The following is a 22,436-nucleotide window of genomic DNA, read 5'->3' on the forward strand; positions in this document are numbered from 1 at the left end:
TTATCTCCTCGCTTCTACCAGAGCAAGTATTTTCTCCGGTGTGTTAATATCTCCACGTTCCACTTCAGACGGTGAAATCACGATCTCAAACTGCTCCTCCAGCTCCACCAGAAACTCTGCAAATCCCAGAGAATCCATCAATCCGGACTCAAACAGCTCCAGTTCCATGTCTTCTTTTACTCCGTCATCCTCACAAATTTCTGCAAGCAGTTCCAAAACTTCATCTCTCATGGCTTTTCTCCTCTTCCTTTCATTCAATAACTATCCAATCAGCTCCACCAGTTTTCCGGAAAACAGGAAGAAACCGAACATCACAAGCTGCATCGTTACAAACCAGGATGCCGCCTGATACCATTTCTTTGCTTTATACTTTTTATAAAAAGATGATTTTTTCTGATAAACTTCAGTGCCAGCCAGAAGCGCACCGTGATACAGGCCATACAGAATATACGAGACGCTCACGCCGTGCCACAATCCCATAATCCCCATGTTCACAAAAAACCCGACACATGCTCGCTGCAATCTGCTTGAAAACCATTTTTTCTTTGCACTGAACATCACAAACCGTGTAAACACGAAATCCCGGAACCAATGCGACAGCGAAATATGCCAGCGGTCCCAAAATTCTCGGATATCCTTGCTGATAAACGGCAGATTAAAATTGTCGGGCAATTCGATCCCAAGGATATAAGAGCTGCCCACCGCCATCAGAGAATAACCCGCAAAATCAAAAAACAGATACGCGCCGTACGCATAAGCATACACAACCCACTGATACCAGATATGTCCTGTCTCAAAATAACCCATCACTTTGTAGGCTGCAGCTGCCAGCACCATCTTATAGACGGCTCCGAGCAAAAGTTTCCAACACCCGCGGCCACACAGCTCCATATAGGCTTCCCGCGAAAGCTTTCGCGACCAGTCGGCCCCAAACCTCCTGCTCCGGTCAATCGGACCAGAGGAAAAACTTGGAAAAAATACGAGAAACGCCGTTGTCTCTGCAAACGACACTTCCTTGATCACACCGTCATACAGCTCGATCAAAATCTGAATCACGCGGAAATTCAGGTAAGAAATTCCGATAAATCCAAAAATATTCAAATGAAACAGCGGCGTCACCTTACACAATACAAGCGGCAGCAAAGCGAGCAATACCACTGCGTGATAAACGCCGGCCTTTCTTCCCTGCCTGCTGCGAAGACGCGCATAGCCAAAAATCAGCAGCATCGACCAGCCATAAAACAGCAGGAGATAAAAAAGTGATTCCGGCTTTCCCCCGAAAATAAGTGCCGCGAAGATCAACGAAACAACAAAGCCATATTGCCCGAGCGGTTTTTCCATCCATCCAAGCACTGCTGCCACCAAAAGCACCAGCACCAGAAGCAGGAAAAACGGCAGTCCTTCATAATAACTCATTCGACTGTTCCTCCGCTCTTCTGCACTTCATGATTCTTCGTCAATATTGCCTTATTTGGTTCCACACATGTAGTCTTTCTACCCAAAACGCCATCCTGAGCAAGCCGCTTCCGGTCCACCTTGCCATTATTGGTCATCGGTAATTCATCCACAAAAACAATTTTTTTCGGTATCATATAATCCGGCAGAAATTGTTTCAGATCACTGCGCAGCTTTGCCAGCTCATCCACAGTACGCTCGCTTCCTGATCCGGAAACTGACGCACAATTGTCCTCCAAAGGCCGCTTCACAATATACGCCGTCAGACTGGATACCTTCCCGCCGCGTATCCCCGGTACCACCACCGCATGTTCCACCTGCGGCAATTTGGAAATATTACTCTCCACATCCTCCAGCTCAATCCGGTATCCATGCAACTTGATCTGCAAATCAATTCTTCCGCAGTAGTACAGCATCCCGTTTTTCAAGTAGCCTTTATCTCCGGTATGATAACCTCGCACACAATGCTCAGACACAAAAAATGATTTTTCCGTCAAATCCGGCCTTCCATAATATCCTGTACTAACCGTATCGCCAAGGATAATAATCTCACCCTTTTCGCCCTCCGGCAAAACGTTTCCATCCTCATCCCATATTTCAATTTTTGTACCTGGTTTCGGACTACCAACCGGCAGAGGCTCTTCCAAAACTGCAAGTTCCTGCGTCACAAGCACATCTGTCACAGCAACTGTAGATTCCGTCGGACCGTATGTATTGATAACCTTTGCCCCTGGAAAACGTTCCTGCAGCTTCCGCGCCGTCTTGTTTGTCAGCGTCTCTCCGCAAAACAGAAACACTTCCAGTTCAGGCAGTAATTCTCGATCAAAACTCTTATCAGAAAGACAGACATCCGCAAACGACGGAGTAGAAACCCAAACCTGTGCTTTTGATGCCGCAAGCCCCTGCAGCAACGCACGATAGTCCGACTGTACTGTTTTTTCGAGACAATAAAGCGTTCCACCGCTCGCAAGCGACGTATACAGATCCATCACCGACAAGTCAAAGGAAAACGGAGCCTGATTCAAAAATACCTGTCCCTGCTTTGCCTCCGGGCTGCTCCCAAGTCCCGTGGACCAATCCAGATAATAATTCAGGCAATCTGCCGTGATCTGTACGCCTTTGGGCGTTCCTGTACTGCCAGACGTAAAGATAATATAATACGTCTCATTCCCATGCACCCAGTTTTCTTCCGCTATTACATGCAGAATTTCTTTCCCGTCTGTATTGAAACCGATCTTTTCCTTGCCTGTTGCAGAATCTGTCTTCTTCTGCTCTGCTCCTCGCCAAAAGCCGTCCTCATCACCTAAAATATGTCTCAAAGCATCCAGCCCAAGCACCTGCTTTTCTCCGACGTCCGCGCAAAGCTCCTCTGTTGCAAGCACATACCTGGACGGGAGCGCTGCAAGCGTTGCCTCCACCCGCGCATCCGGCACAGAAATATCAATCGGGCAGTACGCCCGTCCCGACTTCACACACGCCAGAAAGCATACCAGCATCCATGGATGCTTATGTCCGTACACCGCCATGGGTGTCCTGTCTTCATCCGCATGTTCCATCAACCATGCAGCCAGCCGTTCTGAGTAATCCCAGAGCTCTCCATAAGAAATCGCGTCCTCACAGCCCCGCCGAAACGCAATGCGCTGTGGATACTGTTTCGCACACTCCTGTATTTTCTTTAAAATATCCAAAAAATCACCTCATTTGTTTTTTACCTTGACTAACATAGCATGTTCATTCGTTTAATTCAACTTTTCTTTGCAAAACTTAAGGTTATTTTTAAAAATGTAAGAATTATGTTAAAAAATAACGCAAAGAGAGCCACTGTATAAACACAATGTTCGTACAGTGACCCGCTCCGTTTTCATTAAAATGATAACATCCTGCCATATCTGAAATAATCAGCTGCCTAATACACCATTTCTTTTACCACATCCGGTGTAAGACAGCCACTCAGAAGATCCGATCTGCCAGTCCAGTCGATACCAGGAACAGAATCAGCATTACGACCGGAACAACATACCGGATCATAAAACGATATAGACCGGCACGTTTAAAATGTTCTCCGTTTCGTTCTACTTCCCCTACAATCCATTCAGGGCCGATCACCCATCCAATCAGAATGCTTGTCATCAGTGAGATAAACGGCATCAGAAAACTGTTGCTGATATAATCCATGACATCCAGAAGCTGTCCCACAGAACCATTTGGAAGTTTTAATTCAAAATACAGCTTGTTGTATCCAAGGCAGATCAGTACAGCAGTGATCAGTGCATAAATACTGACAGCGCCGCACATTTTTTTACGTGGTTTATGATAAAGTTCCATACAGTTTGCAACCAGTGTTTCCATAACAGATACACAGGAAGTCAGCGCAGCAAAACCCATCATCAGGAAAAATGCGATTGCCACTGGACGGCCAAGCACACCCATTGCATCAAAAACTTTTGGCAGTGAAATGAAGATAAGGCTTGGGCCGGAAGCCATTCCATCATTCCCGAGAAAAACGAATACAGCCGGGATGATCATCATTCCTGCAAGAAACGCAACGCCAGTATCAAAAATTTCAATCTGGTTTGTCGCCTTGTTCAGATTCACTTCATTTTTTACATAAGAGCCATAAGTAATCATGATTCCCATCGAAACGCTCAGTGAAAAGAACAGCTGGCTCATGGCATCCAGAAGGATTTCCAGGAAACGTTTTACAGTCAGTCCGCTAAAATCAGGTTTGAGATAAACGGATAATCCCTGCAAACCTGTGCGGACCGTACCATCACCATCTGTATGAGACAGAGTCAGTGAAAATACAGCAATAATCAAGATCAGAAGGATCAGCCCCGGCATAATGACCTTGGAAAACTTTTCAATCCCCTTCTCCACACCGCGAAATACGATCCAGGCTGTCAGCACCAGAAAGATCAGCATAAATACGATTGGTGCAATGTCCGCAGTGATAAACGATGAAAAATATGTATCAGCAGCCGCTTCCGATCCATCTGACACAATGTATTCAAAGAAATATTTCATGATCCATCCACCGATGACAGAATAATAAGTCATAATCAGTGCCGGAACAAGAAATGTGAGATTTCCCAAAAATTTCCATTTCAGATGAAGTGCTCCAAATGCCCGAAGTGCATTTTTCTTTGTTTTTCGTCCGATTGCCACATCTGTTGTCAGCAAGACAAATCCAAAGGTCAGTACCAGCACCAGATAAACCAGTAAGAACAGACCACCGCCATCTTTTGCACAAAGATACGGGAATCTCCAGATATTTCCCACACCTACCGCGCTTCCGGCAGCTGCCAGAACGAAGCCGATTGAACCGGAAAAACTACTTCCTTTTTCTTTCATTTTCAATTTCCCCTCTTTAAGTATAAGTTAAATGAAAGGCCAGACCATTTCCAACCCAACAGCTCTATATTAACCGAAATAAATATAAGTGCAAACGCCATAAATTTCTTTATAAGAAATTTTATATCTTAAAAGTTTCTTATAACTTTACAAACATCCTATTTATTGAGTATAATTGCACAGAAAAGAAAAAAGTAAAAATAATAGATAGTATGAGGAAACAAAATGAGTGATTTTACCCGTTATGTAGGAGAACAGATACGAAAATACCGAAAGGCAGGAAAGCTGACGCTGCAGGATCTGGCGGATGCGATCCACAAAAGCCGAGCTACCGTATGTAAATACGAAAACGGAGAAATTGCAGTTGATATTGAAACATTGTATGAGATCAGCCAGGTACTTCAGGTATCAATGACACAGCTCACCGCCTATCTTCCTGAATCGACCAAGCAGGTCCTCAGCGCACCGCACAGAAACCAGAAAAGCACTTTTTTCCAGGCACAGAGATTATATTTTTATTTTTACGATGGACGTTATCAGCGGACAAAAGATGGAATCATAGACATTTACGAAAAGACAGGAGAACCGGGAAAATACGAGGCAACCTTGTCGATCTGTTCTGTGTCTGCAAATGGCAGAAGCAGTGAAACTTTTTACACGGGAAAAGTTCTTTATAGTGATATGTTAATTCGTTTTTCTTTTGTAAACCAGTATAACCCGCTGGAAGAAGACCTTTTGTATATTTTTAATCCACTGGATCTGAGAGATTTTACGACGGGACTTCTCTGCGGAATTTCCAGTACGGATCTGATGCCGTGTGCCTTTAAATGTGTGATCACACTGAAACCACAGGAACTGACAGAAGAATTCCGCCACCAGTTGCTTTTTACAAAAAAGGATCTCAAAAGAGGGGAACAGCTGAATATGTTATTGGTCGATAATATGGAAAAATAAAGCAGGGGTGCGGATACAAAAGGATATATTTCAAAATTTCCCCTTTGAAAAAAGCCACCGCACAAATCTATATTTGAACGGTAGCTTTTCTGTCATTATGTTTCCTGTTATTTATACTTCCGGCTTCTCATCTATGACACTCTCGCCTGATTCTTCCGGCTTCCCATCTGCCGCTTTTTCGCGGGAATCTTCAGATTCCTCCGGCTTCCCATCCGCTACGCTCTCGCCCGCATCTGTCGTCACCTCGGATGCTTCTGCCTCCCCAGCCTCAGGTCCTGCTGGTTCTGCAACCTCTCCCGGCAGTTCGATCACAGGGGGAAGCTTTGTCTCCTGTTCTTTTCCTTCTTTCTCGGAAATCCTGGAAACTGGTTCTTTTTCATCTGTCTCCTCAATTCCCTCCACCTCGCGGAATATCTTCATAAATTCTTTTCCGGTGATGGTCTCTTTTTCAATCAGGAACGCTGCGATCTGATCAAGGGCCGCACGATGCTCTGTAAGCAGACGTTTTGCCTCATCATAAGAATCTTTGAGTACCTGCATGACCTCCTGGTCCACATCTGCCGCAGTAGCCTCGCTGCAGTTCATGATGGGGCGGTTATCCAGGTACTGGTTCGCCTGTACCTCCAGTCCCATCAGACCAAAACGCTTTGACATTCCGTACTGTGTTACCATCGCACGCGCAATCCGCGTCGCTTTCTCAATATCATTTGCCGCACCTGTTGTCACGGTATCAAACACAATCTCCTCAGCAGCACGACCGGCCACGAATTCCACCAGCATTGCACGGATTTCTTTTTCCGTATTCAGATATTTTTCTTCTTCCGGTACATTCATCACATAGCCGAGCGCTCCCATCGTACGCGGCACGATCGTGATTTTCTGAACCGGCTCGGAATGCTTCTGAAGCGCGCTCACAAGCGCATGGCCAACCTCATGATAAGAAACTATTCTCCGCTCCTCTTTGCTCAAAATACGATCTTTCTTTTCCTTGCCGACCAGAACGATCTCCACTGATTCGAACAAATCCTTTTGCGATACGGCCTGACGCCCCTTCTTGACAGCGAGAATAGCAGCCTCATTGATCATATTCGCAAGATCAGAACCCACTGCCCCGGAAGTCGCCAGTGCGATTGCTTCCAGATCCACGGTCTCATCCATATGAACGTCCTTCGCATGCACTTTCAGGACATCTACACGACCCTTGAGATCCGGACGATCCACAATAACCCGACGGTCAAAACGACCCGGACGCAGAAGCGCCTGGTCAAGTACCTCCGGACGGTTCGTCGCTGCAAGTACCAGAAGTCCCTTGGACGTATCAAAACCATCCATCTCTGCCAGAAGCTGATTCAAAGTCTGCTCACGCTCGTCATTTCCGCCGCCGTAACGGCTGTCACGGCTCTTTCCGATCGCGTCAATCTCGTCAATAAAAATGATACACGGCGCGTTTTTCTTCGCCTCTTCAAACAGATCGCGGACACGGGACGCACCCACGCCGACAAACATTTCCACAAAATCAGAACCGGAAAGTGAGAAAAACGGACATTTGGCCTCTCCTGCAACCGCCTTCGCCAAAAGCGTTTTACCAGTTCCTGGAGGTCCGACAAGCAAAGCTCCCTTTGGCAGTTTCGCGCCAATCGTCGTATATTTTCCGGGATGCTCAAGGAAATCCACAACCTCCTGCAGAGATTCCTTTGCTTCCTCCTGACCTGCAACGTCCTTGAACGTCACACCTGTTTCTTTCTGAACATACACCTTGGCCTTGCTCTTTCCGACACCCATGATGCCGCCGCTTCCACCGCCCATCCTGCGCATGACAAACGCAAACAAAATCCAGATAAACAAAAGCGGCAGAATAAAGGTAACTACCACTTCCAGTATCAGATTGGAAGTCGTATCGGGTATCTCCCTTTTAAAAGCCACACCTGCTGCCACAAGCCGCTTTACCAGATCCGGGTCATTCGGATTTCCTGTATAATAAGACAGGCTTCCATGCCCCTGCAGCTTATCCACCACCTCACCGATCGCGTTCTGTTTGAACTCGATCTTCGTGGAAGTGATGACCACGCTCTCCACCATTCCCCGGTCCAGGCGGTTTAAAAACTCATCATAAGTCGTCTCAACCGCTGTCGTGGAATTCCTCAGATTATTGAACATCGCCATGACTAGAAGCGTAATAAGAGAAATCACCAAAAATACCGTAAATGTGGATCGATTTTTATTCGGCCCGTTCTGATTTCCATTTCCGCCGCCGGACGGACGATTGTCTTTTTGCTGGTTGTTATCCATGCTCTCCTCCTCATCTGACCCTGCCAATCATACCATATATGTTATGCAGGTTCATTGATGCAAACTCGCAAAACTTATACCTTATTGAATATGAGCAGTTCAATACGTATATATGTTTGCTCGTTGACATATCGCTGCCGCGAAATAAAGGAAGTTCCTTCAAAACTTCCGACATGTTACATTATAAAGATACGTTTGGCATAAATCAATACCGGAAATATAAATGTTTTCTAAATTTCTGTGAACAATACCTATTACAGCCAAATGGAGCTGTGGCACGAAGGTTTTATATTTCCTTCATACCACAGCCCCATTTTTCAAATGCTTTTTATTTCTCTTTAATCTGTCCGTGCAGTTCCTGCAAAGATTTCACCTCACCGGCGCCGCGCGTCTTCATGACTTTAATACCGCTTGCAGTCGCTTTTGCCGCAGCTATCGTGGTCATGTAAGGAATCTTCTTGCGGATAGCTGCTTTTCTCAGATAGCTGTCATCCCAGCCGTGTTCCTCTCCTCCCGGCGTGTTGACAATCATATCAATCTTGCCATTCGTAATGAGATCCAGGATGTTCGGTCTACCTTCCTGCAGTTTATGTACCAGATCTGCCTCAATCCCTGCTTCCGCCAGCACACGCTTCGTATGCTTCGACGCCAGGATGCGGAAACCACACGATGCGAAATCTTTTGCAATCTCAGCTACCTCCGGCTTATCCTTATCGTTTACGCTGATCAGCACCGTACCGGACAATGGAAGTCTCGTCTGTGTCGCCTCCTGAGCCTTGTAGAATGCCTCGCTCCAGCTGTCGGAAAGTCCCAGAACCTCGCCGGTTGAACGCATTTCCGGTCCCAACAGCGGGTCAACCTCCGGGAACATATTGAACGGGAACACAGCTTCCTTCACTCCGTAATACGGAATATTCTGCTCCTTCAGCTCCGGCACCGGTGAAGTTCTTCCTGTCAGCTCACCGGTCATAATATCGATCGCCAGCGGCACCATACGGATATTGCAAACCTTGGATACTAGCGGAACGGTACGCGATGCCCGCGGGTTGGCCTCCAGTACATATACTTTATCATTCTCGATCGCGTACTGCATATTCATCAAACCACTGACATGCATCTCCTCCGCAATTCTGCGGGTGTATTCCTTGATAGTAGCCACACTTTTCTCGCTCAGATGGCGGGAAGGGATGATACACGCAGAATCCCCGGAATGTACGCCTGCCAGCTCAATATGCTCCATCACCGCAGGTACAAACGCATGCGTACCGTCACAAATTGCGTCCGCCTCACACTCGATAGCATGCATCAGAAAACGGTCGATCAAAATCGGACGATCCGGTGTCACGCCCACGGCTGCTTTCATGTATCCAACCATACTTTCCTTATTATAAACCACTTCCATTCCACGGCCGCCCAGCACGTAAGAAGGCCGCACCATCACCGGATATCCAATCCGCTCTGCGATCTCCAGCGCATCTTCTACGGTAACTGCCATGCCAGATTCCGGCATCGGAATTTCCAGCTTCTCCATCATAGCGCGGAACCGGTCGCGGTCCTCAGCCAGATCAATGACTGCCGGTGGCGTCCCGAGGATCTTCACGCCGTTTTTCTCCAGATCAGAGGCCAGATTGAGCGGTGTCTGTCCGCCAAACTGAGCAATCACGCCCACCGGTTTTTCTTTATTGTAAATACTCAGCACATCCTCCAGCGTCAGCGGCTCAAAATACAGCTTGTCAGAAGTATCGTAGTCCGTAGAAACGGTCTCCGGATTACAGTTGACAATAATCGTCTCAAATCCCAGCTTTTTCAATGCCAGAGCTGCGTGCACACAGCAATAATCAAATTCAATTCCCTGTCCGATACGGTTCGGGCCGCCGCCGAGAATCATGATTTTCGGTTTATCACTGTTGACCGGGTTTTTATCCGGCGCATTGTAGGTCGAATAATAGTAAGCGCTGTCCTTTGTTCCGCTCACATGGACGCCCTCCCAGGCCTCTTCCATGCCGAGCGCAATACGGCGGTTCCGCACATCCTCCTCCGGAATATCCAGAATTTTGCCCAGATATTTATCTGAAAAGCCGTCCTTTTTCGCCTGAATCAGCGCAGCATCCTCCGGAAGGCTGCCCTTTGCTTTCAGAAGCGCTTCCTCCTCCATGGCAAGCTCTCTGATCTGCTCCAGGAAATAGTGTTTGATCTTAGTCTGCTGATAAATCTCCTCGATATCAGCGCCTTTTCTCAGAGCCTCATAAATAATAAAATAACGGTCGCTGCTCGGAGTGTACAGCATCTTCATCAGTGCACTCAGGCTTTGCTCATGGTAATTCTTCGCATACCCGAGACCATAACGTCCGGTCTCCAGGCTCCGGATTGCTTTCTGGAACGCCTCTTTAAAATTCTTACCAATGCTCATCACTTCGCCTACCGCGCGCATCTGCGTGCCGAGCTTGTCTTCCACGCCTTTAAATTTCTCAAATGCCCAGCGGGCAAACTTGATTACTACATAATCCCCGTCCGGCACGTATTTATCCAGCGTACCGTACTTTCCGCACGGAATGTCCGCCAGCGTCAGACCCGTTGCCAGCATCGCGGAAACAAGGGCAATCGGGAAGCCTGTCGCCTTGCTTGCCAGAGCAGAGGAACGCGACGTTCTCGGATTAATCTCAATAATAATATCACGGTCTGTCACCGGATCGTGCGCCCACTGCACATTCGTACCGCCGATGACCTGAATCGCCTCCACAATCTTATACGATTTCTCCTGCAAACGCTTCTGTACCTCCTCGGAGATTGTCAGCATCGGAGCGGAGCAGAACGAATCGCCCGTATGTACGCCCAGCGGGTCAATATTCTCAATGAAACATACCGTAATCATGTTATTATCCTGGTCACGGACTACCTCCAGTTCCAGCTCCTCCCAGCCGAGAATGGATTCTTCTACAAGTACCTGTCCTACCAGGCTGGCCTGCAGGCCGCGCGCGCAGACCTTCTTCAGCTCTTCCACATTGTATACAAGACCGCCTCCGGTACCGCCCATCGTGTAAGCCGGACGGAGCACAACCGGATATCCGAGCCGGTCTGCAATCTCCAGCGCCTCCTCTACCGAGTAGGCTACCTGGCTCTGCGCCATCTCAATGCCCAGACTTTCCATCGTCTTCTTGAACTCAATCCGGTCCTCGCCGCGCTCAATCGCATCCACCTGAACGCCGATTACTTTTACATTGTACTTGTCCAGCACACCGGTCTTTGCCAGCTCAGAACAAAGATTAAGACCGGACTGTCCGCCAAGATTTGGCAATAACGCGTCTGGTCTCTCTTTTTCGATAATGCGCTCAATACGCTCTGCGTTGAGCGGCTCAATATAAGTAACGTCAGCAATTTCCGGATCCGTCATGATCGTCGCCGGATTTGAATTCACCAATACGATTTCATAACCAAGGCTCCTGAGGGCTTTACAGGCCTGGGTTCCGGAATAGTCAAATTCACACGCCTGACCGATAATGATCGGGCCTGAGCCGATAATCAATACCTTGTGGATGTCTGTTCTCTTTGGCATCGCTTTGTCCTCCTTCATGGTTTCGACACATTTTCACAAATTTTATCCCGCCTATTATACAGAGAAAAATGGGAAAAAGCAATACCTGTAATTTAAAAATAAGTGAAACCTTACATAATATTCTTAAATCTTCTTTTATTACCTCAATCTACTTTGCCGTCACCTTACACTTTACAGTAATCTTTCCTGACTTCACTGTAATTTGATTAGAGCTACATCCCACAAAACCAAAAGCCAGACACACCACCACCAAAGAAATAACTAATTTTTTCATTGCTATAACTCACCTCTACTGGATATAATTAATGAATACTGCAAGTGCAAGAATACCGCATATAAGCAATACCCAAAGGCTGCTAATAATCATTCCGATAATGTTTACGGCACTTCTGCTATTGTGGTCTTTGACACAAATGGTGGATAAAACAAACCCAACCAATACAGACGCTATATTCACGCCTGCCCAGACCGAACGCACTCCATCAGATAATGCAATGTTCAATAAGGATGGAATAAAGGTCGCCAATGGCAACACGCTAATGACAACTGCCGCTATACTCATTTTTTTGAATTTCTTATTTTCCATAATCGAATTACCTCATTTCTTTTTTACCAAAGCGTGTAACCGCTACTACAAGTACCAAAGCAAAAATCATCATTGCACACGGCAAAAACGGAAACAACTGAAAAGCTGTACTGTCGCCTCCTGTGGTAAAATCATGCAAAGAACATGAAACCAAATAGCCGCTGTAACAATAGGGATAGGCTATCCAGAGCGGTGTGTTTGCTACCAAAACGCTGGGAATAACAAGCAGTAAGTTCAGTCCGACAGAAAGCAGCAGCTTGCTGAACAGTACCGTAATTGCCCACATAATGGCTATGCTCGGTAGCATCGTAAGAAACAGACCGATGCTCCATTTCAGCAAATACATGACGGGTAACGTTTCTATAATTCCTGCACTTTGCGTTGAAATCAATCCTGCAACAACAAATACACCAAGGAACACAACCATTTCCATAAATAAATAAAATAACAACACACAAAATTTTGCGGCGGAAAGTGCATATCGGCTGACAGGCAATGCCAACATTTTTAATATTCCGTTGTTCCCCGTTTCACGCCCCGCAAGCATTACGCAAACAACAATCATACTGAATGGGAGCAGATAATAGGCATATACCAAAGCACTTTGGATAAACATTGCCGCCCAGGCATTGGTGTATTCCGGCGTAAAATAACTGTGTAGATTTGCAACTCCAGAAACCACTACCAATATAGGAGCAATGAAAATCAGAGGAACGATTTTACCTCTCTTAACTTTTATAAATTCAATTTTGAGCAATTCCCAAAAACTCATATCAGCACCTCCTATTCATAGCGCAGTTTTTTTGTCGTCCATAATCCTGCAAAAAGCAGGACGGCTGTTTCAACCAATGCTATTATTACAATAGTCATATCCGCCTGTGCGTTCATTGCAACGGCAGGCTTCAACATAACTACAAATGGATGAACGCATAACCACTTTATATTTGATGTTGCCAATGCCATTCCGCTTAAAAAACCTGCCACTCCAATGCCAAGCGGTATCCACATATTTTCAAATCGAGAGGATACGAAAATCATAAAAGCTAATACGGGCATAGATGTCGTAAATGAATATCCTGCAAAAGACAGCAGCGTTCCAAGTTCAAATGTTCCTTGTGGCAAATCCGTTATTCCAATTTTAGCAAGAGCCAAGTGCTGCAAGCCTACTGCAAGCAGAAGCATAACGGTCAAAATCAAAAACTTGCAAAAGTACATAACAGGAACACTCATTGGCAACATATACATCTTTTTTACGGCACTCCCCTTAAATTCCATGTTATAAATAATGCAGGAAGCAACGATAACGCCAAACATATTTAATATCATAATCATGCCGTAAACTTGCGTAAGGAGAACATCCATAGGGGCTAACGGCAAATTAAGCAGCGTATCTTTCCGCACAACAAAGTTTACAAGTGCATATGCCGCACCCAAAATTCCAACCGCAAGCATTATCAGAATAACGCCTGTCCTTTTTTCTTTCCGAAGTTCAATAGATAACGCCCTCATAATATTGCCCTCTGCTTTCTGCTTGCATTATCCTTATCTACCATACTCAGAAACATATCTTCCAGATTATCAGCGGAAAATCCAGACTGCATTGCGTTTTGGCGTAAGCTATCCAGACTGCCCTCAAAAAGCAGACGCCCATGATTGAGTATTCCTATATCGTCTGCCATCAGTTCAATTTCAGACAGCATGTGAGAGGAAATAAGAATGGTACAATCATAAAGGGCGGGCAGTGATTTAATCAAATTTCGGATTTCATGTATGCCAGACGGGTCAAGCCCGTTCGTAGGCTCATCCAAAATTAAGATAGGGGGTCTGCCAAGCAATGCACCTGCAAGTCCTAATCTCTGCTTCATACCCAACGAATATTTTTTAGCAAGTCGGCTGCCAAACTCAGAAAGACCTACCAATTCTAATGCGTCCTCAACTGCACTTTTAGGCAATCCCAAAATACGTCTTATAATATCCAAGTTTTCTCTGCCTGTTAAGTTTGCGTAAAAGGACGGTGATTCAATGAAAGAGCCAACCTCTTTCAAGATAGAAAGACGGTCATTCGGAAACCTTTTGCCGTCAATTTCAAAGTTCCCTTTTGTTGGGGCAGTAAGCCCTAAGAGCATTTTCATCGTGGTGGATTTTCCCGCTCCATTCGGTCCTAAGAAGCCATAAATACTCCCTTTCCGAATATGCAGAGAAACATCATTCACTGCAACAAAAGATTTGTACTTTTTTGTCAACTGCTCCGTTTTGATAATATAGTTGTTCATAGCAACATCTCCTTTCTGTCCTTATGGTACAGCACCAACCTTGTGGCAACCTTCTCTCTACCTTACATTTACCTTACTTTTTCTGTTGGACTAAAAATCTTCATAGTTTTATGGTATAATGGAAATCGTAAAGGGGGTCGCCTTATGAGAAATGATTATTTGTTGGACAAACGCATACTGCTTGTAGATGATGAGCAGGAGCTTTTAGATATGGTTGTATCTATTTTAAGAGAAGCAGGCTTTTGCCAAATAGCAACAGCCAGAACAGTAAAAGGTGCTCTTGATTTGGCAGACAGCTTTCAGCCTAAACTTGCCATTCTTGATGTAATGCTTCCAGATGGCAATGGATTTTCATTAGCGGAAAAACTAAAAGATGGGTATCCAATACTGTTTTTAACTGCCTGCGGCGAAGATGATGATAAGCTCAAGGGGTTCGGTCTTGGAGCAGACGATTATGCTATTGATTTAGAAAAACATAAAAATAAAACAGTAATACCTGTATGAAAACACAAGTATTCTACCTGTCCGTCAGGCAGGTTTTTCAAAGAATATTAACAGGCTGGATGTTTATTTTGCTACAAGTTCCGGATAGATTTTTCTTTTGGTTTCGATCAGCGCACCCATTACACGGCGTCCTTTATCGCTGACCAGATACCTTCTTGAATGAGGAACTTTCCGAATCAGTCCATGCGCCCTTAATTTTGTAAATTCCCTGCTGGTTTTTCCTTTTACCTTGGCAGAATCGGGATTAGCCCTATTGGTTGAATGGCGGATTTCCCTGTTCGTAAACCCACGGATGAGATATTTCCCATCCGAAACGGACTCAAAGAGAAGAAACGTCTCGGCAGACCAGACATTATATCCGCTGTAGTTTCTCCCTCCCAGTTTTTTCCGACAACAGATACTGTTGATCTCCTTTTCAATGGTTTTTGCCGGGATTATGTTCTGCATGGAATCCAGAAAACGCTTATTTGCTGCTTTGGAAATTTCAGCATACCGGTATAAGTTAGCGATAGACTTACCCATGGGAACCCACCGTTTGGATGTAGTTCCGTCTTCATGTTGTACATCCTTATAGACCTTGAATTCCCTCGGGTCATTAATGGTCATTTCTACCCGCAGGCAGCTGAATTTATCATACATCTTGATACTGTTGGACTTCATTTTGAATTTAATCCTCCAGCCTTCTGGGCGCTTACGGTAATCGGAGACTGCCTCTCCCTGAAACTTATGGTGAAGTTTACGCCCAAGAAAAGAAAAAATATCCGTACAGTTGAAGTCATAGAATGCGTGGCCTACCAGGGATGGATAAATATCCTCCAAAGCCTCCCGGCTCTTAAACATAACATCGGTAGCGTACTCGCATTGATCCACACACCAGTGGTATCCCTGGTGGAAGGTTTTTTCAATCGTATCAAGATAAGGGTTCACTTTATGTGCAAAGAGGTCAAGCTGCCTGCACAGGCTTTTGGAATCAAACCTGTCGGCAAGCTCCTGTGCCTTTTTTATGTCGCTGATTTCGTAAAAGGAGTTGTCATACATCTGGTAAGAGATGCCGTTTTGCTCAAAGACATGCTTCATCAATTCCCGCCCATTGATATAGACCTGGATAAGAAAAGGGAACCATGTCTGGAGCTTGACATGCATGAAGCCGAAATGCTTATCAAGGAAATAGAAGTAATAGTATTTGCATTTGCGGTTTACTGTGTCAAGGGAAAGCAGCCCGTTGTCATGTTTTTTAGGCTGCAGAGTCTGGCAGTATTCCACTACTGAGAGGATACAGATGAGGCCCTCATCCACCGGATGTTCTTCAAGAGCCTGTAAAGCTGCCTGTTCCTTTGAAGTTTTAGAAGATGTAAGGTAAATCAAAGGCCGTTTATCAGAAGCAGCCATATTTTCTGCATAGGAGACAATATCCGCAGTTACCTGATTGGCATAAGACGAAAAATCTTTAAGCAGGACATTTTGTTCAGAGAGGAAAAATCCTTTTCCGGAAGTGGAAAAGAACTGGCGGATATGGCCTTTGATGATCATCCTGTCAAAAAAGGAGAATGTGCCATTGATTTTATCTTTATATTGTTCTAAAATAGTGTTCATAGGATCATCCTTTCGTATGAATGCTTGCAGGGGAATTTAGTTCCCGATGGATTGGTACGCAGATACCGTATAAGTGCATTATAGCACGTGCATCTACGAATAGGATGATTCTTTTGTTTTTATAGTTTGATTGCAGCCAGCGGCTGCGGTATGTTGTAAAACCATTTCTGCCAAAGGAACTGCTTTTCCGCATCATGGCAATTTTAAGAAGAAGTTACAAAGAGGAAAATCCACTTGTTAAACTTCATGGAAGCCAGATTGACTTTTCACGGGCTGAAGTAATAAAAAACGGAGAGCATATTCCATTGACCGCAAAAGAGCATGATTTACTGTCGGCTTTATATCGTAATGCAGGACGGATTGTAACGATTGATACCTTATGCGAAGCTGCATGGGGAGATAACCCGTTCGGATATGAAAATTCCTTAATGGCACATATCCGCCGTATCAGAGAGAAAATAGAGTTAAATCCCTCTCAGCCTATTTCATTGGTAACAATAAAAGGATTGGGATACAAACTGGTTGTGGAAGGGAGATAACATGAACAATTTACCGAAACTTATACGGCGTTTTTCGGGCATTCTTTTGTTGAGCTTTGTGCTGCTGGTACTTGGTAATTTTACTGTATTGGCATTCCTTATGGCTTGGCAGTCGCCCTCTGTTGCTGATTCTCCATATAATGTAGCAATACGGACAGGCAAGGCGTTTCAGTTATCCGAAAACGGATATACATTGCAGGAAGATATTTGCACACAATTAAAAAAGCAGGATATATGGGCGTTTGTTGTTGATAATAATACTCTGCAAATCGTGTGGAAAACGGAAAATATTCCCAATACAATACCTGTCAGCTATTCATTGTCTGATATAGCTGATTTGTCTGTCGGATATCTTGATGGGTATCCTACTTATACGGGCGAAACAGAAAATGGCATTGTTGTTCTCGGTTATCCGAAAGACAGCTTCTGGAAACATACAAGGGCGAGTTGGAACTATAACTTTTTTGCCCACTTACCACAAATTGTTTTCCTTGTTTTGACCGTCAATATTGGGATTATCCTGTTAATTTATATGTTGGCAAATATGAAATTCTTAAAACCTGTAAAACCGATTACAAAGGGCATACAAGATTTATCTATCGGAGAGCCTGTCCACATTCCAGAAAAAGGTCTGCTTTCTGATATTTCTGCCAATATCAATCGGACTTCTAATATATTGCAGGAACAGCGACAACAGTTAAAGAAAAAGGAAACTGCCAGAGCAAACTGGATTGCAGGAGTTTCACATGACATTAGAACTCCACTGTCTATGGTTATGGGCTATGCGGGACAGCTAAAAGATGATACAAATTTGACTGACGAAGAACGCCAGAAGGCGGAAGTCATTGTAAAGCAAAGTAAGCGTATGCAGAACTTAATCAATAACCTTAATCTTGCTTCAAAGTTAGAGTACAATATGCAGCCGATAAATTCTGCAAAGCAAAATCTGATTGCTATTGTCCGCCAAGTCGTTGTCGATTTTATCAATATGGATATTGAGGACAAATACCCGATTGAATGGCAGACAGATGAAGCCTTAACGGTATGCCCTGTAAACGCTGATAGAGACTTATTAAAACGTGCAGTCAGCAATCTCATTCAAAACAGTATCACTCATAATGAACAGGGTTGTAAAATCTTTATTTGTGTTACGGCTGATAACGATTATTACACCGTAACCGTTTCGGATGATGGTGTTGGAGCAACGGATGAATTGATAGAAAAGCTCAACAAAACACCGCATTATATGCTTTGCGATGAGAACACAAACGAGCAACGGCACGGTTTAGGATTGCTTATTGTTAAGCAAATTGTATCTGCTCATGGTGGAACAATCGCTATTATAAATAATTCTTATGGGGGATTCTCGGTAAAATTGGCATTGCCAAAGTCAAAATAGACGTATAAAGCCGATATGCTTTTGAAAGCGTATCGGCTTTTACGAATTTTAATCTCTTATTACAAGATATTATATCGTAAGCGTCAAATAAGAACGTGTAGTGAAATATTTGGCGTTCTCTTGTAAACTTAGGGTTAGAGTTTTTAGAGTCCGCTCTCGAAACTCTAAATCTAAGAAAAAGGGGCGAACCCATGGATATTTCATCTTTAACTCCTGATAAACAGGTAAAACTTCAGTACTGGCTGGACGTGATCCGGCAATGCAGAGCCTCCGGCCTGACAAACCAGGCATGGTGCGAACAGCATGATATCTCTTTAAAAAGCTATTATTACTGGATCGCAAAGATTCGGAAGCTGGCGCTTGAGGAACTGCCCCGAAAGAGTCATGGATGCAGGCCGGTAATGGAGCAGACTGCGTTGATGCCGGATGCGGCTCCGGAATTTACGGAAGTATCCCTTCGCGGCAGACAGGATTTCTGCGCCACTCCTGCAGCAGTGCTCCATACCGGTACTGTGACTGTTGAACTCTTTGAAGATACTCCCCGGGAGTTGCTGGAGGCTGTCCTGAAAGCAGTGCGGTCATGTTAGGAGACCTCTCCGGGGTGGAAAAAATTTATCTGCACACCGGGTACACGGATATGAGAAAACAGCTGGACGGCCTGGTAGATATCATAAAATACAGCTTTCAGCTTGATCCTTACAGCAATTCCTTATTCCTTTTCTGCGGGAAGCGTGCGGACCGGATCAAGGCAGTCCACTATGAAGGGGACGGCTTCTGCCTTTTCTATAAGCGCTACGAAAACGGCCGTCTAAAGTGGCCGCGCACAGGTGAAGAAGCCAGACAGATCTCCCATCAGCAGCTGCGCTGGCTGCTGGAGGGTCTGAACCCGGAACAGCCAAAAGCAGTGCGCAAATGGGCTCCTACAAAGCCCGGAAAAACCGGGAATTCCTTATAAGTGCTGGAAAATCCTGCTGTTTTATAGTATAATGAACCTATCAGAAAAAAGAAGGTTTTCAGCCCATGCCGGATACAGCACAGGAGTACAAAAAGCAGATCAAAGAACTGGAACAGCAGGTCCTGCTCCTTAAGGAGCAGGTTGATTTCCTTACCCGTAAACTTTATGGGACAAAGTCAGAGAAGACGTCTGCCCTTGAAATAGAGGGACAGATGTCTCTTTTTAATGAAATGGAATCCTGTGCTGATCCGGATGCCCATGAGCCGGATTTGGTGGAGGTCGAAAAACATCTGCGTAAAAGGAAATATGCCGGCCAGCGGGAGAAGCTGATAAAAGACATTCCCCGCAGCAAAGTGCTCCACACGATCGATGAGCGTGAACAGATCTGTGAAAGGTGCGGGAGCGCCATGGTAAAAGTCGGTGAGGAGTTTGTCCGTACTGAAGTACAGTTCATTCCTGCCAGCCTAAAAGTGGTCGATCATTACCGGGAAACTTATGAATGCAGGGTATGCCGAAAAAACGGAACACCTTATATGGAGAAGTCTCCGATGCCCTGTCCCCCGGTCATGCACTCCCTTGCATCTGCTTCCACGATTTCGTGGCTCATCCACCAGAAGTTTGAACTGGGTATCTCCTTATACCGCCAGGAAAAGGAATGGGGGGCCATGGGACTGTCATTAAGCAGGGCGACGATGTCGAACTGGCTCATGGTCGTCTATCGGGACTGGCTTTCCCATGTGGTCGGTCATCTCAGGCAGGAACTTCTGAAACAGGAGTATCTGCACATTGATGAAACCCGCGTACAAGTGCTGATGGAACCAGGGAGGAAGAACACTTCGGATTCTTATATGTGGGTCTACTGCAGCATCAGGGACTGCAAACAGCCGGTCCGATATTTTGAGTACCAGCCGGGGAGGGGTGGGAAATATCCCGAAGCGTTTTTAAAAGGCTACACCGGATATATCCATACGGATGCTTATTCCGGATACAATGGAGTGAGGGAGGTCACAAGATGCCTGTGCTATACCCATCTGCGCCGCGCTTTTGTGGACGCGCTGCCAAAAGACATCCATGACCCGGAAGCTTCCAAACCCGCGGAAGCAGTCTTGCGGCTGAATAAGTTGTTTGAGATAGAAAAGGAATTGGACGGCCTTCCCCCGGAGCAGAAGAAAAAAGAACGGCTTAACCGCGAGAAACCGCTTCTCGAGGCTTTCTGGTCATGGGCAGAGATAAACTCTGACGGAGAACTGCCAAAGTCGAAACTCCATACCGCTTTCCATTATGCCCTGAACAACCGGCAGGAGTTCTTCAACTATCTTGAGGATGGGAACTGTTCCATCAGCAACTCTCTAGCGGAGAACTGTATCCGTCCGTTTGTGATCGGCCGTAAGAACTGGCTGTTTGCGGGAAGCCCGAAAGGTGCTGCCGCAAGTGGAGGGATCTACACCCTGGTCGAGACAGCGAAAGCCAATGGACTGGATGCAATGAAATATATCAAATATATCCTATCAGATATGCCGGGGAGTACATTTCTTGAAAATCCGGAATATCTGGATGATTATCTGCCATGGGATCCCATGGTACAGGAACGTTGTCGATAACCACTGCCCTTTTAGTATAGAGGGTTGGTGGTTATTTTTGATGTTGTATCATTTTAGTTGACACCTTACACTCAAGGATTTGATGTATAATCAAAAAGAAATAAGGAGGCAACTACAATGGCAAAAAAACAACGGAAATACGACATGGAATATAAAATCCAAGCCGTAAAATTAGCAAAAGAGCTTGGCGGTGCAAAAGCTGCAGCCGAGTTAGGTATCCCTGAAAACACTATATATGCGTGGACAAAGGCTGCCAGAGAGGGAAGACTGAATGTCGGTTCCGGCTCACATACTCCGGAAACTGCCTTGAATCTTGCAGAAGAACTGGCTCTCCTACGCAGACAGGTCAAGGAGCAGGAAAAGGAAATCCGCCGCCTGAAAGAGGAAAACGAATTTCTCGAAGAGGCAAGCGCTTTTTTCGCCGCCAGCCGTCGGAAGTCTGCAAAAGGCAGAGAATGATGTTCCTTACCATAAAAACCAAGGACGGCGTTATAAAGGGAAAGATTTCTTTCTACTGCCGGATGCTGAAAGTAACCCGGCAGGGATTTTATAAATATCTGGCAGACAAAGACCGTCCGTGGAAATACCAGCAGTTAGCTGATGCCATGAGGACAGTCGTGTCTGAGGATGAATGCAACGACACTTACGGACGGATCCGTATGTATCAGGCGCTTCTTTTAAAACAGACGGAAGGTGTCCACCTTCCCAGTGAACGCACTGTCTACCGCATCATGGAAGAGATCGGGCTGAGCCATCGCCCGAAACACCGACCAAATGGGATCACCAAAGCAGATCGTGAGGCGCGTAAATCTGAGGACCTGCTGAAAAGGGATTTCAAATCCAGGGAACCACTCAAAAAATGTATCACGGACATAACCGAGATCAAAGCAAGAGATGGAAAACTCTATGTATCTGCCATATTTGACTGTTTCGATGCTGCAGTTCTGGGCATGGCAATGGATACAAACATGAAAGCCGTACTATGCGAGCGTACGCTTACCAATGCGGTCCGGTCTTACCCGGCGCTCAGGGGAGCCATCATCCATTCTGACCGTGGATCTCAGTACACCAGTGAGACCTACCGCAGGGCAGTAGCAAAGTATGGCATTCTCCAGAGCATGAACAGCGCCGGCGGACGCTGCCATGACAATGCCCGTTGCGAGAGCATGTGGGCTCGGATGAAGGAAGAACTCATCTATGGGAGGCATGACACAGAAAAAATGACAGTAGAGGAACTGAAAACCCTCATCTGGAGATATTTCATCAGTTATTGGAACAACAGGAGGATATGCTCTTCCAATGATGGGCTTCCTCCTATGGTCAAGCGGCAGAGATATTATGAAGCTCTGGATACTGCTGCTTAGGCATTGATATCCTTGCAAAA

The 22,436-nt window shown here is 45.5% G+C and carries 19 protein-coding genes and 1 pseudogene; 9 read left to right on the top strand and 11 right to left on the bottom strand.

What is annotated here, in order from left to right:
• From dltC to AC6I2O_RS07000, 4 genes are all read right to left on the bottom strand, one after another.
• Entirely contained in the window at window positions 1-231 is a 231-nt protein-coding gene (gene dltC, locus AC6I2O_RS06985) for a D-alanine--poly(phosphoribitol) ligase subunit DltC (RefSeq protein WP_497742205.1), read from the bottom strand.
• Window positions 232-261: 30 nt separating this feature from the next.
• Entirely contained in the window at window positions 262-1,416 is a 1,155-nt protein-coding gene (gene dltB / locus AC6I2O_RS06990; protein ID WP_120391176.1) for a D-alanyl-lipoteichoic acid biosynthesis protein DltB, read from the bottom strand.
• The gene (gene dltA, locus AC6I2O_RS06995) at window positions 1,413-3,143 is read right to left on the bottom strand and encodes a D-alanine--poly(phosphoribitol) ligase subunit DltA (RefSeq protein ID WP_497742206.1); all 1,731 of its coding nucleotides are present in this window, start codon (window positions 3,141-3,143) and stop codon (window positions 1,413-1,415) included. The genes dltB and dltA overlap by 4 nt, the downstream gene beginning before the upstream one ends.
• A gap of 262 nt (window positions 3,144-3,405) precedes the next feature.
• Entirely contained in the window at window positions 3,406-4,806 is a 1,401-nt protein-coding gene (locus AC6I2O_RS07000) for a sodium-dependent transporter (RefSeq protein ID WP_497742207.1), read from the bottom strand.
• A 225-nt stretch (window positions 4,807-5,031) separates the two neighbouring features.
• Between AC6I2O_RS07000 and AC6I2O_RS07005 the strand changes: the two genes are divergently transcribed.
• On the top strand, window positions 5,032-5,760 hold the full coding sequence (locus AC6I2O_RS07005; RefSeq protein WP_497742208.1) for a helix-turn-helix domain-containing protein: 729 nt from the start codon (window positions 5,032-5,034) through the stop codon (window positions 5,758-5,760).
• 111 nt (window positions 5,761-5,871) lie between these two features.
• On the opposite strand, the gene ftsH is transcribed toward AC6I2O_RS07005, so the two are convergent.
• The 6 genes from ftsH to AC6I2O_RS07035 all read right to left on the bottom strand — a co-directional run bounded on the left by ftsH (window position 5,872) and on the right by AC6I2O_RS07035 (window position 14,461).
• Window positions 5,872-8,049, bottom strand: a complete 2,178-nt coding sequence (gene ftsH, locus AC6I2O_RS07010) for an ATP-dependent zinc metalloprotease FtsH (RefSeq protein ID WP_497742209.1) — start codon at window positions 8,047-8,049, stop codon at window positions 5,872-5,874.
• Window positions 8,050-8,377: 328 nt separating this feature from the next.
• A complete protein-coding gene (carB, locus tag AC6I2O_RS07015) occupies window positions 8,378-11,602 on the bottom strand; it encodes a carbamoyl-phosphate synthase large subunit (protein WP_497742210.1) in 3,225 nt (1,074 codons plus the stop codon).
• A gap of 289 nt (window positions 11,603-11,891) precedes the next feature.
• Window positions 11,892-12,188 carry a hypothetical protein gene (locus tag AC6I2O_RS07020; RefSeq protein ID WP_497742211.1) on the bottom strand — a complete coding sequence of 99 codons (297 nt, stop codon included), beginning with the start codon at window positions 12,186-12,188 and terminating at the stop codon, window positions 11,892-11,894.
• A gap of 7 nt (window positions 12,189-12,195) precedes the next feature.
• Window positions 12,196-12,960, bottom strand: coding sequence for an ABC transporter permease (locus AC6I2O_RS07025; RefSeq protein ID WP_497742212.1), 765 nt, complete (start codon window positions 12,958-12,960; stop codon window positions 12,196-12,198).
• Between the two features lie 11 nt (window positions 12,961-12,971).
• On the bottom strand, window positions 12,972-13,697 hold the full coding sequence (locus AC6I2O_RS07030; protein ID WP_497742213.1) for an ABC transporter permease: 726 nt from the start codon (window positions 13,695-13,697) through the stop codon (window positions 12,972-12,974).
• On the bottom strand, window positions 13,694-14,461 hold the full coding sequence (locus AC6I2O_RS07035) for an ABC transporter ATP-binding protein (protein WP_497742214.1): 768 nt from the start codon (window positions 14,459-14,461) through the stop codon (window positions 13,694-13,696). The genes AC6I2O_RS07030 and AC6I2O_RS07035 overlap by 4 nt, the downstream gene beginning before the upstream one ends.
• A gap of 144 nt (window positions 14,462-14,605) precedes the next feature.
• On the opposite strand from AC6I2O_RS07035, the gene AC6I2O_RS07040 reads away from it, so the two are divergent.
• A complete protein-coding gene (locus tag AC6I2O_RS07040; RefSeq protein ID WP_497742215.1) occupies window positions 14,606-14,965 on the top strand; it encodes a response regulator in 360 nt (119 codons plus the stop codon).
• Between the two features lie 63 nt (window positions 14,966-15,028).
• Here AC6I2O_RS07040 and AC6I2O_RS07045 read toward each other — a convergent pair whose 3' ends face one another.
• The gene (locus AC6I2O_RS07045) at window positions 15,029-16,558 is read right to left on the bottom strand and encodes a hypothetical protein (RefSeq protein ID WP_497741803.1); all 1,530 of its coding nucleotides are present in this window, start codon (window positions 16,556-16,558) and stop codon (window positions 15,029-15,031) included.
• A gap of 149 nt (window positions 16,559-16,707) precedes the next feature.
• Between AC6I2O_RS07045 and AC6I2O_RS07050 the strand changes: the two are divergent.
• The 7 genes and pseudogenes from AC6I2O_RS07050 to AC6I2O_RS07080 form a co-directional block, all read left to right on the top strand.
• Window positions 16,708-17,097 (top strand): annotated as a pseudogene (locus AC6I2O_RS07050) (response regulator transcription factor); the annotation flags it as partial.
• 1 nt (window position 17,098) lies between these two features.
• Window positions 17,099-18,496, top strand: a complete 1,398-nt coding sequence (locus tag AC6I2O_RS07055) for a sensor histidine kinase (protein ID WP_497742216.1) — start codon at window positions 17,099-17,101, stop codon at window positions 18,494-18,496.
• A gap of 191 nt (window positions 18,497-18,687) precedes the next feature.
• The gene (tnpA, locus tag AC6I2O_RS07060) at window positions 18,688-19,083 is read left to right on the top strand and encodes an IS66 family insertion sequence element accessory protein TnpA (protein WP_497741892.1); all 396 of its coding nucleotides are present in this window, start codon (window positions 18,688-18,690) and stop codon (window positions 19,081-19,083) included.
• A 14-nt stretch (window positions 19,084-19,097) separates the two neighbouring features.
• Complete coding sequence (gene tnpB, locus AC6I2O_RS07065; RefSeq protein ID WP_497741891.1) at window positions 19,098-19,451, top strand: IS66 family insertion sequence element accessory protein TnpB; 354 nt, start codon at window positions 19,098-19,100, stop codon at window positions 19,449-19,451.
• A gap of 65 nt (window positions 19,452-19,516) precedes the next feature.
• Complete coding sequence (tnpC, locus tag AC6I2O_RS07070) at window positions 19,517-21,052, top strand: IS66 family transposase (protein WP_497742217.1); 1,536 nt, start codon at window positions 19,517-19,519, stop codon at window positions 21,050-21,052.
• Window positions 21,053-21,169: 117 nt separating this feature from the next.
• The gene (locus AC6I2O_RS07075; RefSeq protein WP_120393883.1) at window positions 21,170-21,511 is read left to right on the top strand and encodes a transposase; all 342 of its coding nucleotides are present in this window, start codon (window positions 21,170-21,172) and stop codon (window positions 21,509-21,511) included.
• The gene (locus AC6I2O_RS07080) at window positions 21,508-22,416 is read left to right on the top strand and encodes an IS3 family transposase (protein WP_497742218.1); all 909 of its coding nucleotides are present in this window, start codon (window positions 21,508-21,510) and stop codon (window positions 22,414-22,416) included. The genes AC6I2O_RS07075 and AC6I2O_RS07080 overlap by 4 nt, the downstream gene beginning before the upstream one ends.
• Window positions 22,417-22,436: the final 20 nt, after the last annotated feature.

It is taken from the genome of Blautia sp. St.27G3, assembly GCF_059728505.1.

What these genes read in the sequence shown, in the direction of transcription:
- tnpA (WP_497741892.1), top strand. Translation starts at nt 18,688, where the DNA reads ATGGATATTTCATCTTTAACTCCTGATAAACAGGTAAAACTTCAGTAC.
- AC6I2O_RS07080 (WP_497742218.1), top strand. Translation starts at nt 21,508, where the DNA reads ATGATGTTCCTTACCATAAAAACCAAGGACGGCGTTATAAAGGGAAAG.
- dltB (WP_120391176.1), bottom strand. Translation starts at nt 1,416, where the DNA reads ATGAGTTATTATGAAGGACTGCCGTTTTTCCTGCTTCTGGTGCTGGTG.
- AC6I2O_RS07020 (WP_497742211.1), bottom strand. Translation starts at nt 12,188, where the DNA reads ATGGAAAATAAGAAATTCAAAAAAATGAGTATAGCGGCAGTTGTCATT.
- AC6I2O_RS07035 (WP_497742214.1), bottom strand. Translation starts at nt 14,461, where the DNA reads ATGAACAACTATATTATCAAAACGGAGCAGTTGACAAAAAAGTACAAA.
- tnpC (WP_497742217.1), top strand. Translation starts at nt 19,517, where the DNA reads ATGCCGGATACAGCACAGGAGTACAAAAAGCAGATCAAAGAACTGGAA.
- AC6I2O_RS07055 (WP_497742216.1), top strand. Translation starts at nt 17,099, where the DNA reads ATGAACAATTTACCGAAACTTATACGGCGTTTTTCGGGCATTCTTTTG.
- AC6I2O_RS07075 (WP_120393883.1), top strand. Translation starts at nt 21,170, where the DNA reads ATGGCAAAAAAACAACGGAAATACGACATGGAATATAAAATCCAAGCC.
- dltC (WP_497742205.1), bottom strand. Translation starts at nt 231, where the DNA reads ATGAGAGATGAAGTTTTGGAACTGCTTGCAGAAATTTGTGAGGATGAC.
- AC6I2O_RS07040 (WP_497742215.1), top strand. Translation starts at nt 14,606, where the DNA reads ATGAGAAATGATTATTTGTTGGACAAACGCATACTGCTTGTAGATGAT.
- ftsH (WP_497742209.1), bottom strand. Translation starts at nt 8,049, where the DNA reads ATGGATAACAACCAGCAAAAAGACAATCGTCCGTCCGGCGGCGGAAAT.
- AC6I2O_RS07000 (WP_497742207.1), bottom strand. Translation starts at nt 4,806, where the DNA reads ATGAAAGAAAAAGGAAGTAGTTTTTCCGGTTCAATCGGCTTCGTTCTG.
- AC6I2O_RS07030 (WP_497742213.1), bottom strand. Translation starts at nt 13,697, where the DNA reads ATGAGGGCGTTATCTATTGAACTTCGGAAAGAAAAAAGGACAGGCGTT.
- AC6I2O_RS07025 (WP_497742212.1), bottom strand. Translation starts at nt 12,960, where the DNA reads ATGAGTTTTTGGGAATTGCTCAAAATTGAATTTATAAAAGTTAAGAGA.
- AC6I2O_RS07005 (WP_497742208.1), top strand. Translation starts at nt 5,032, where the DNA reads ATGAGTGATTTTACCCGTTATGTAGGAGAACAGATACGAAAATACCGA.
- carB (WP_497742210.1), bottom strand. Translation starts at nt 11,602, where the DNA reads ATGCCAAAGAGAACAGACATCCACAAGGTATTGATTATCGGCTCAGGC.
- AC6I2O_RS07045 (WP_497741803.1), bottom strand. Translation starts at nt 16,558, where the DNA reads ATGAACACTATTTTAGAACAATATAAAGATAAAATCAATGGCACATTC.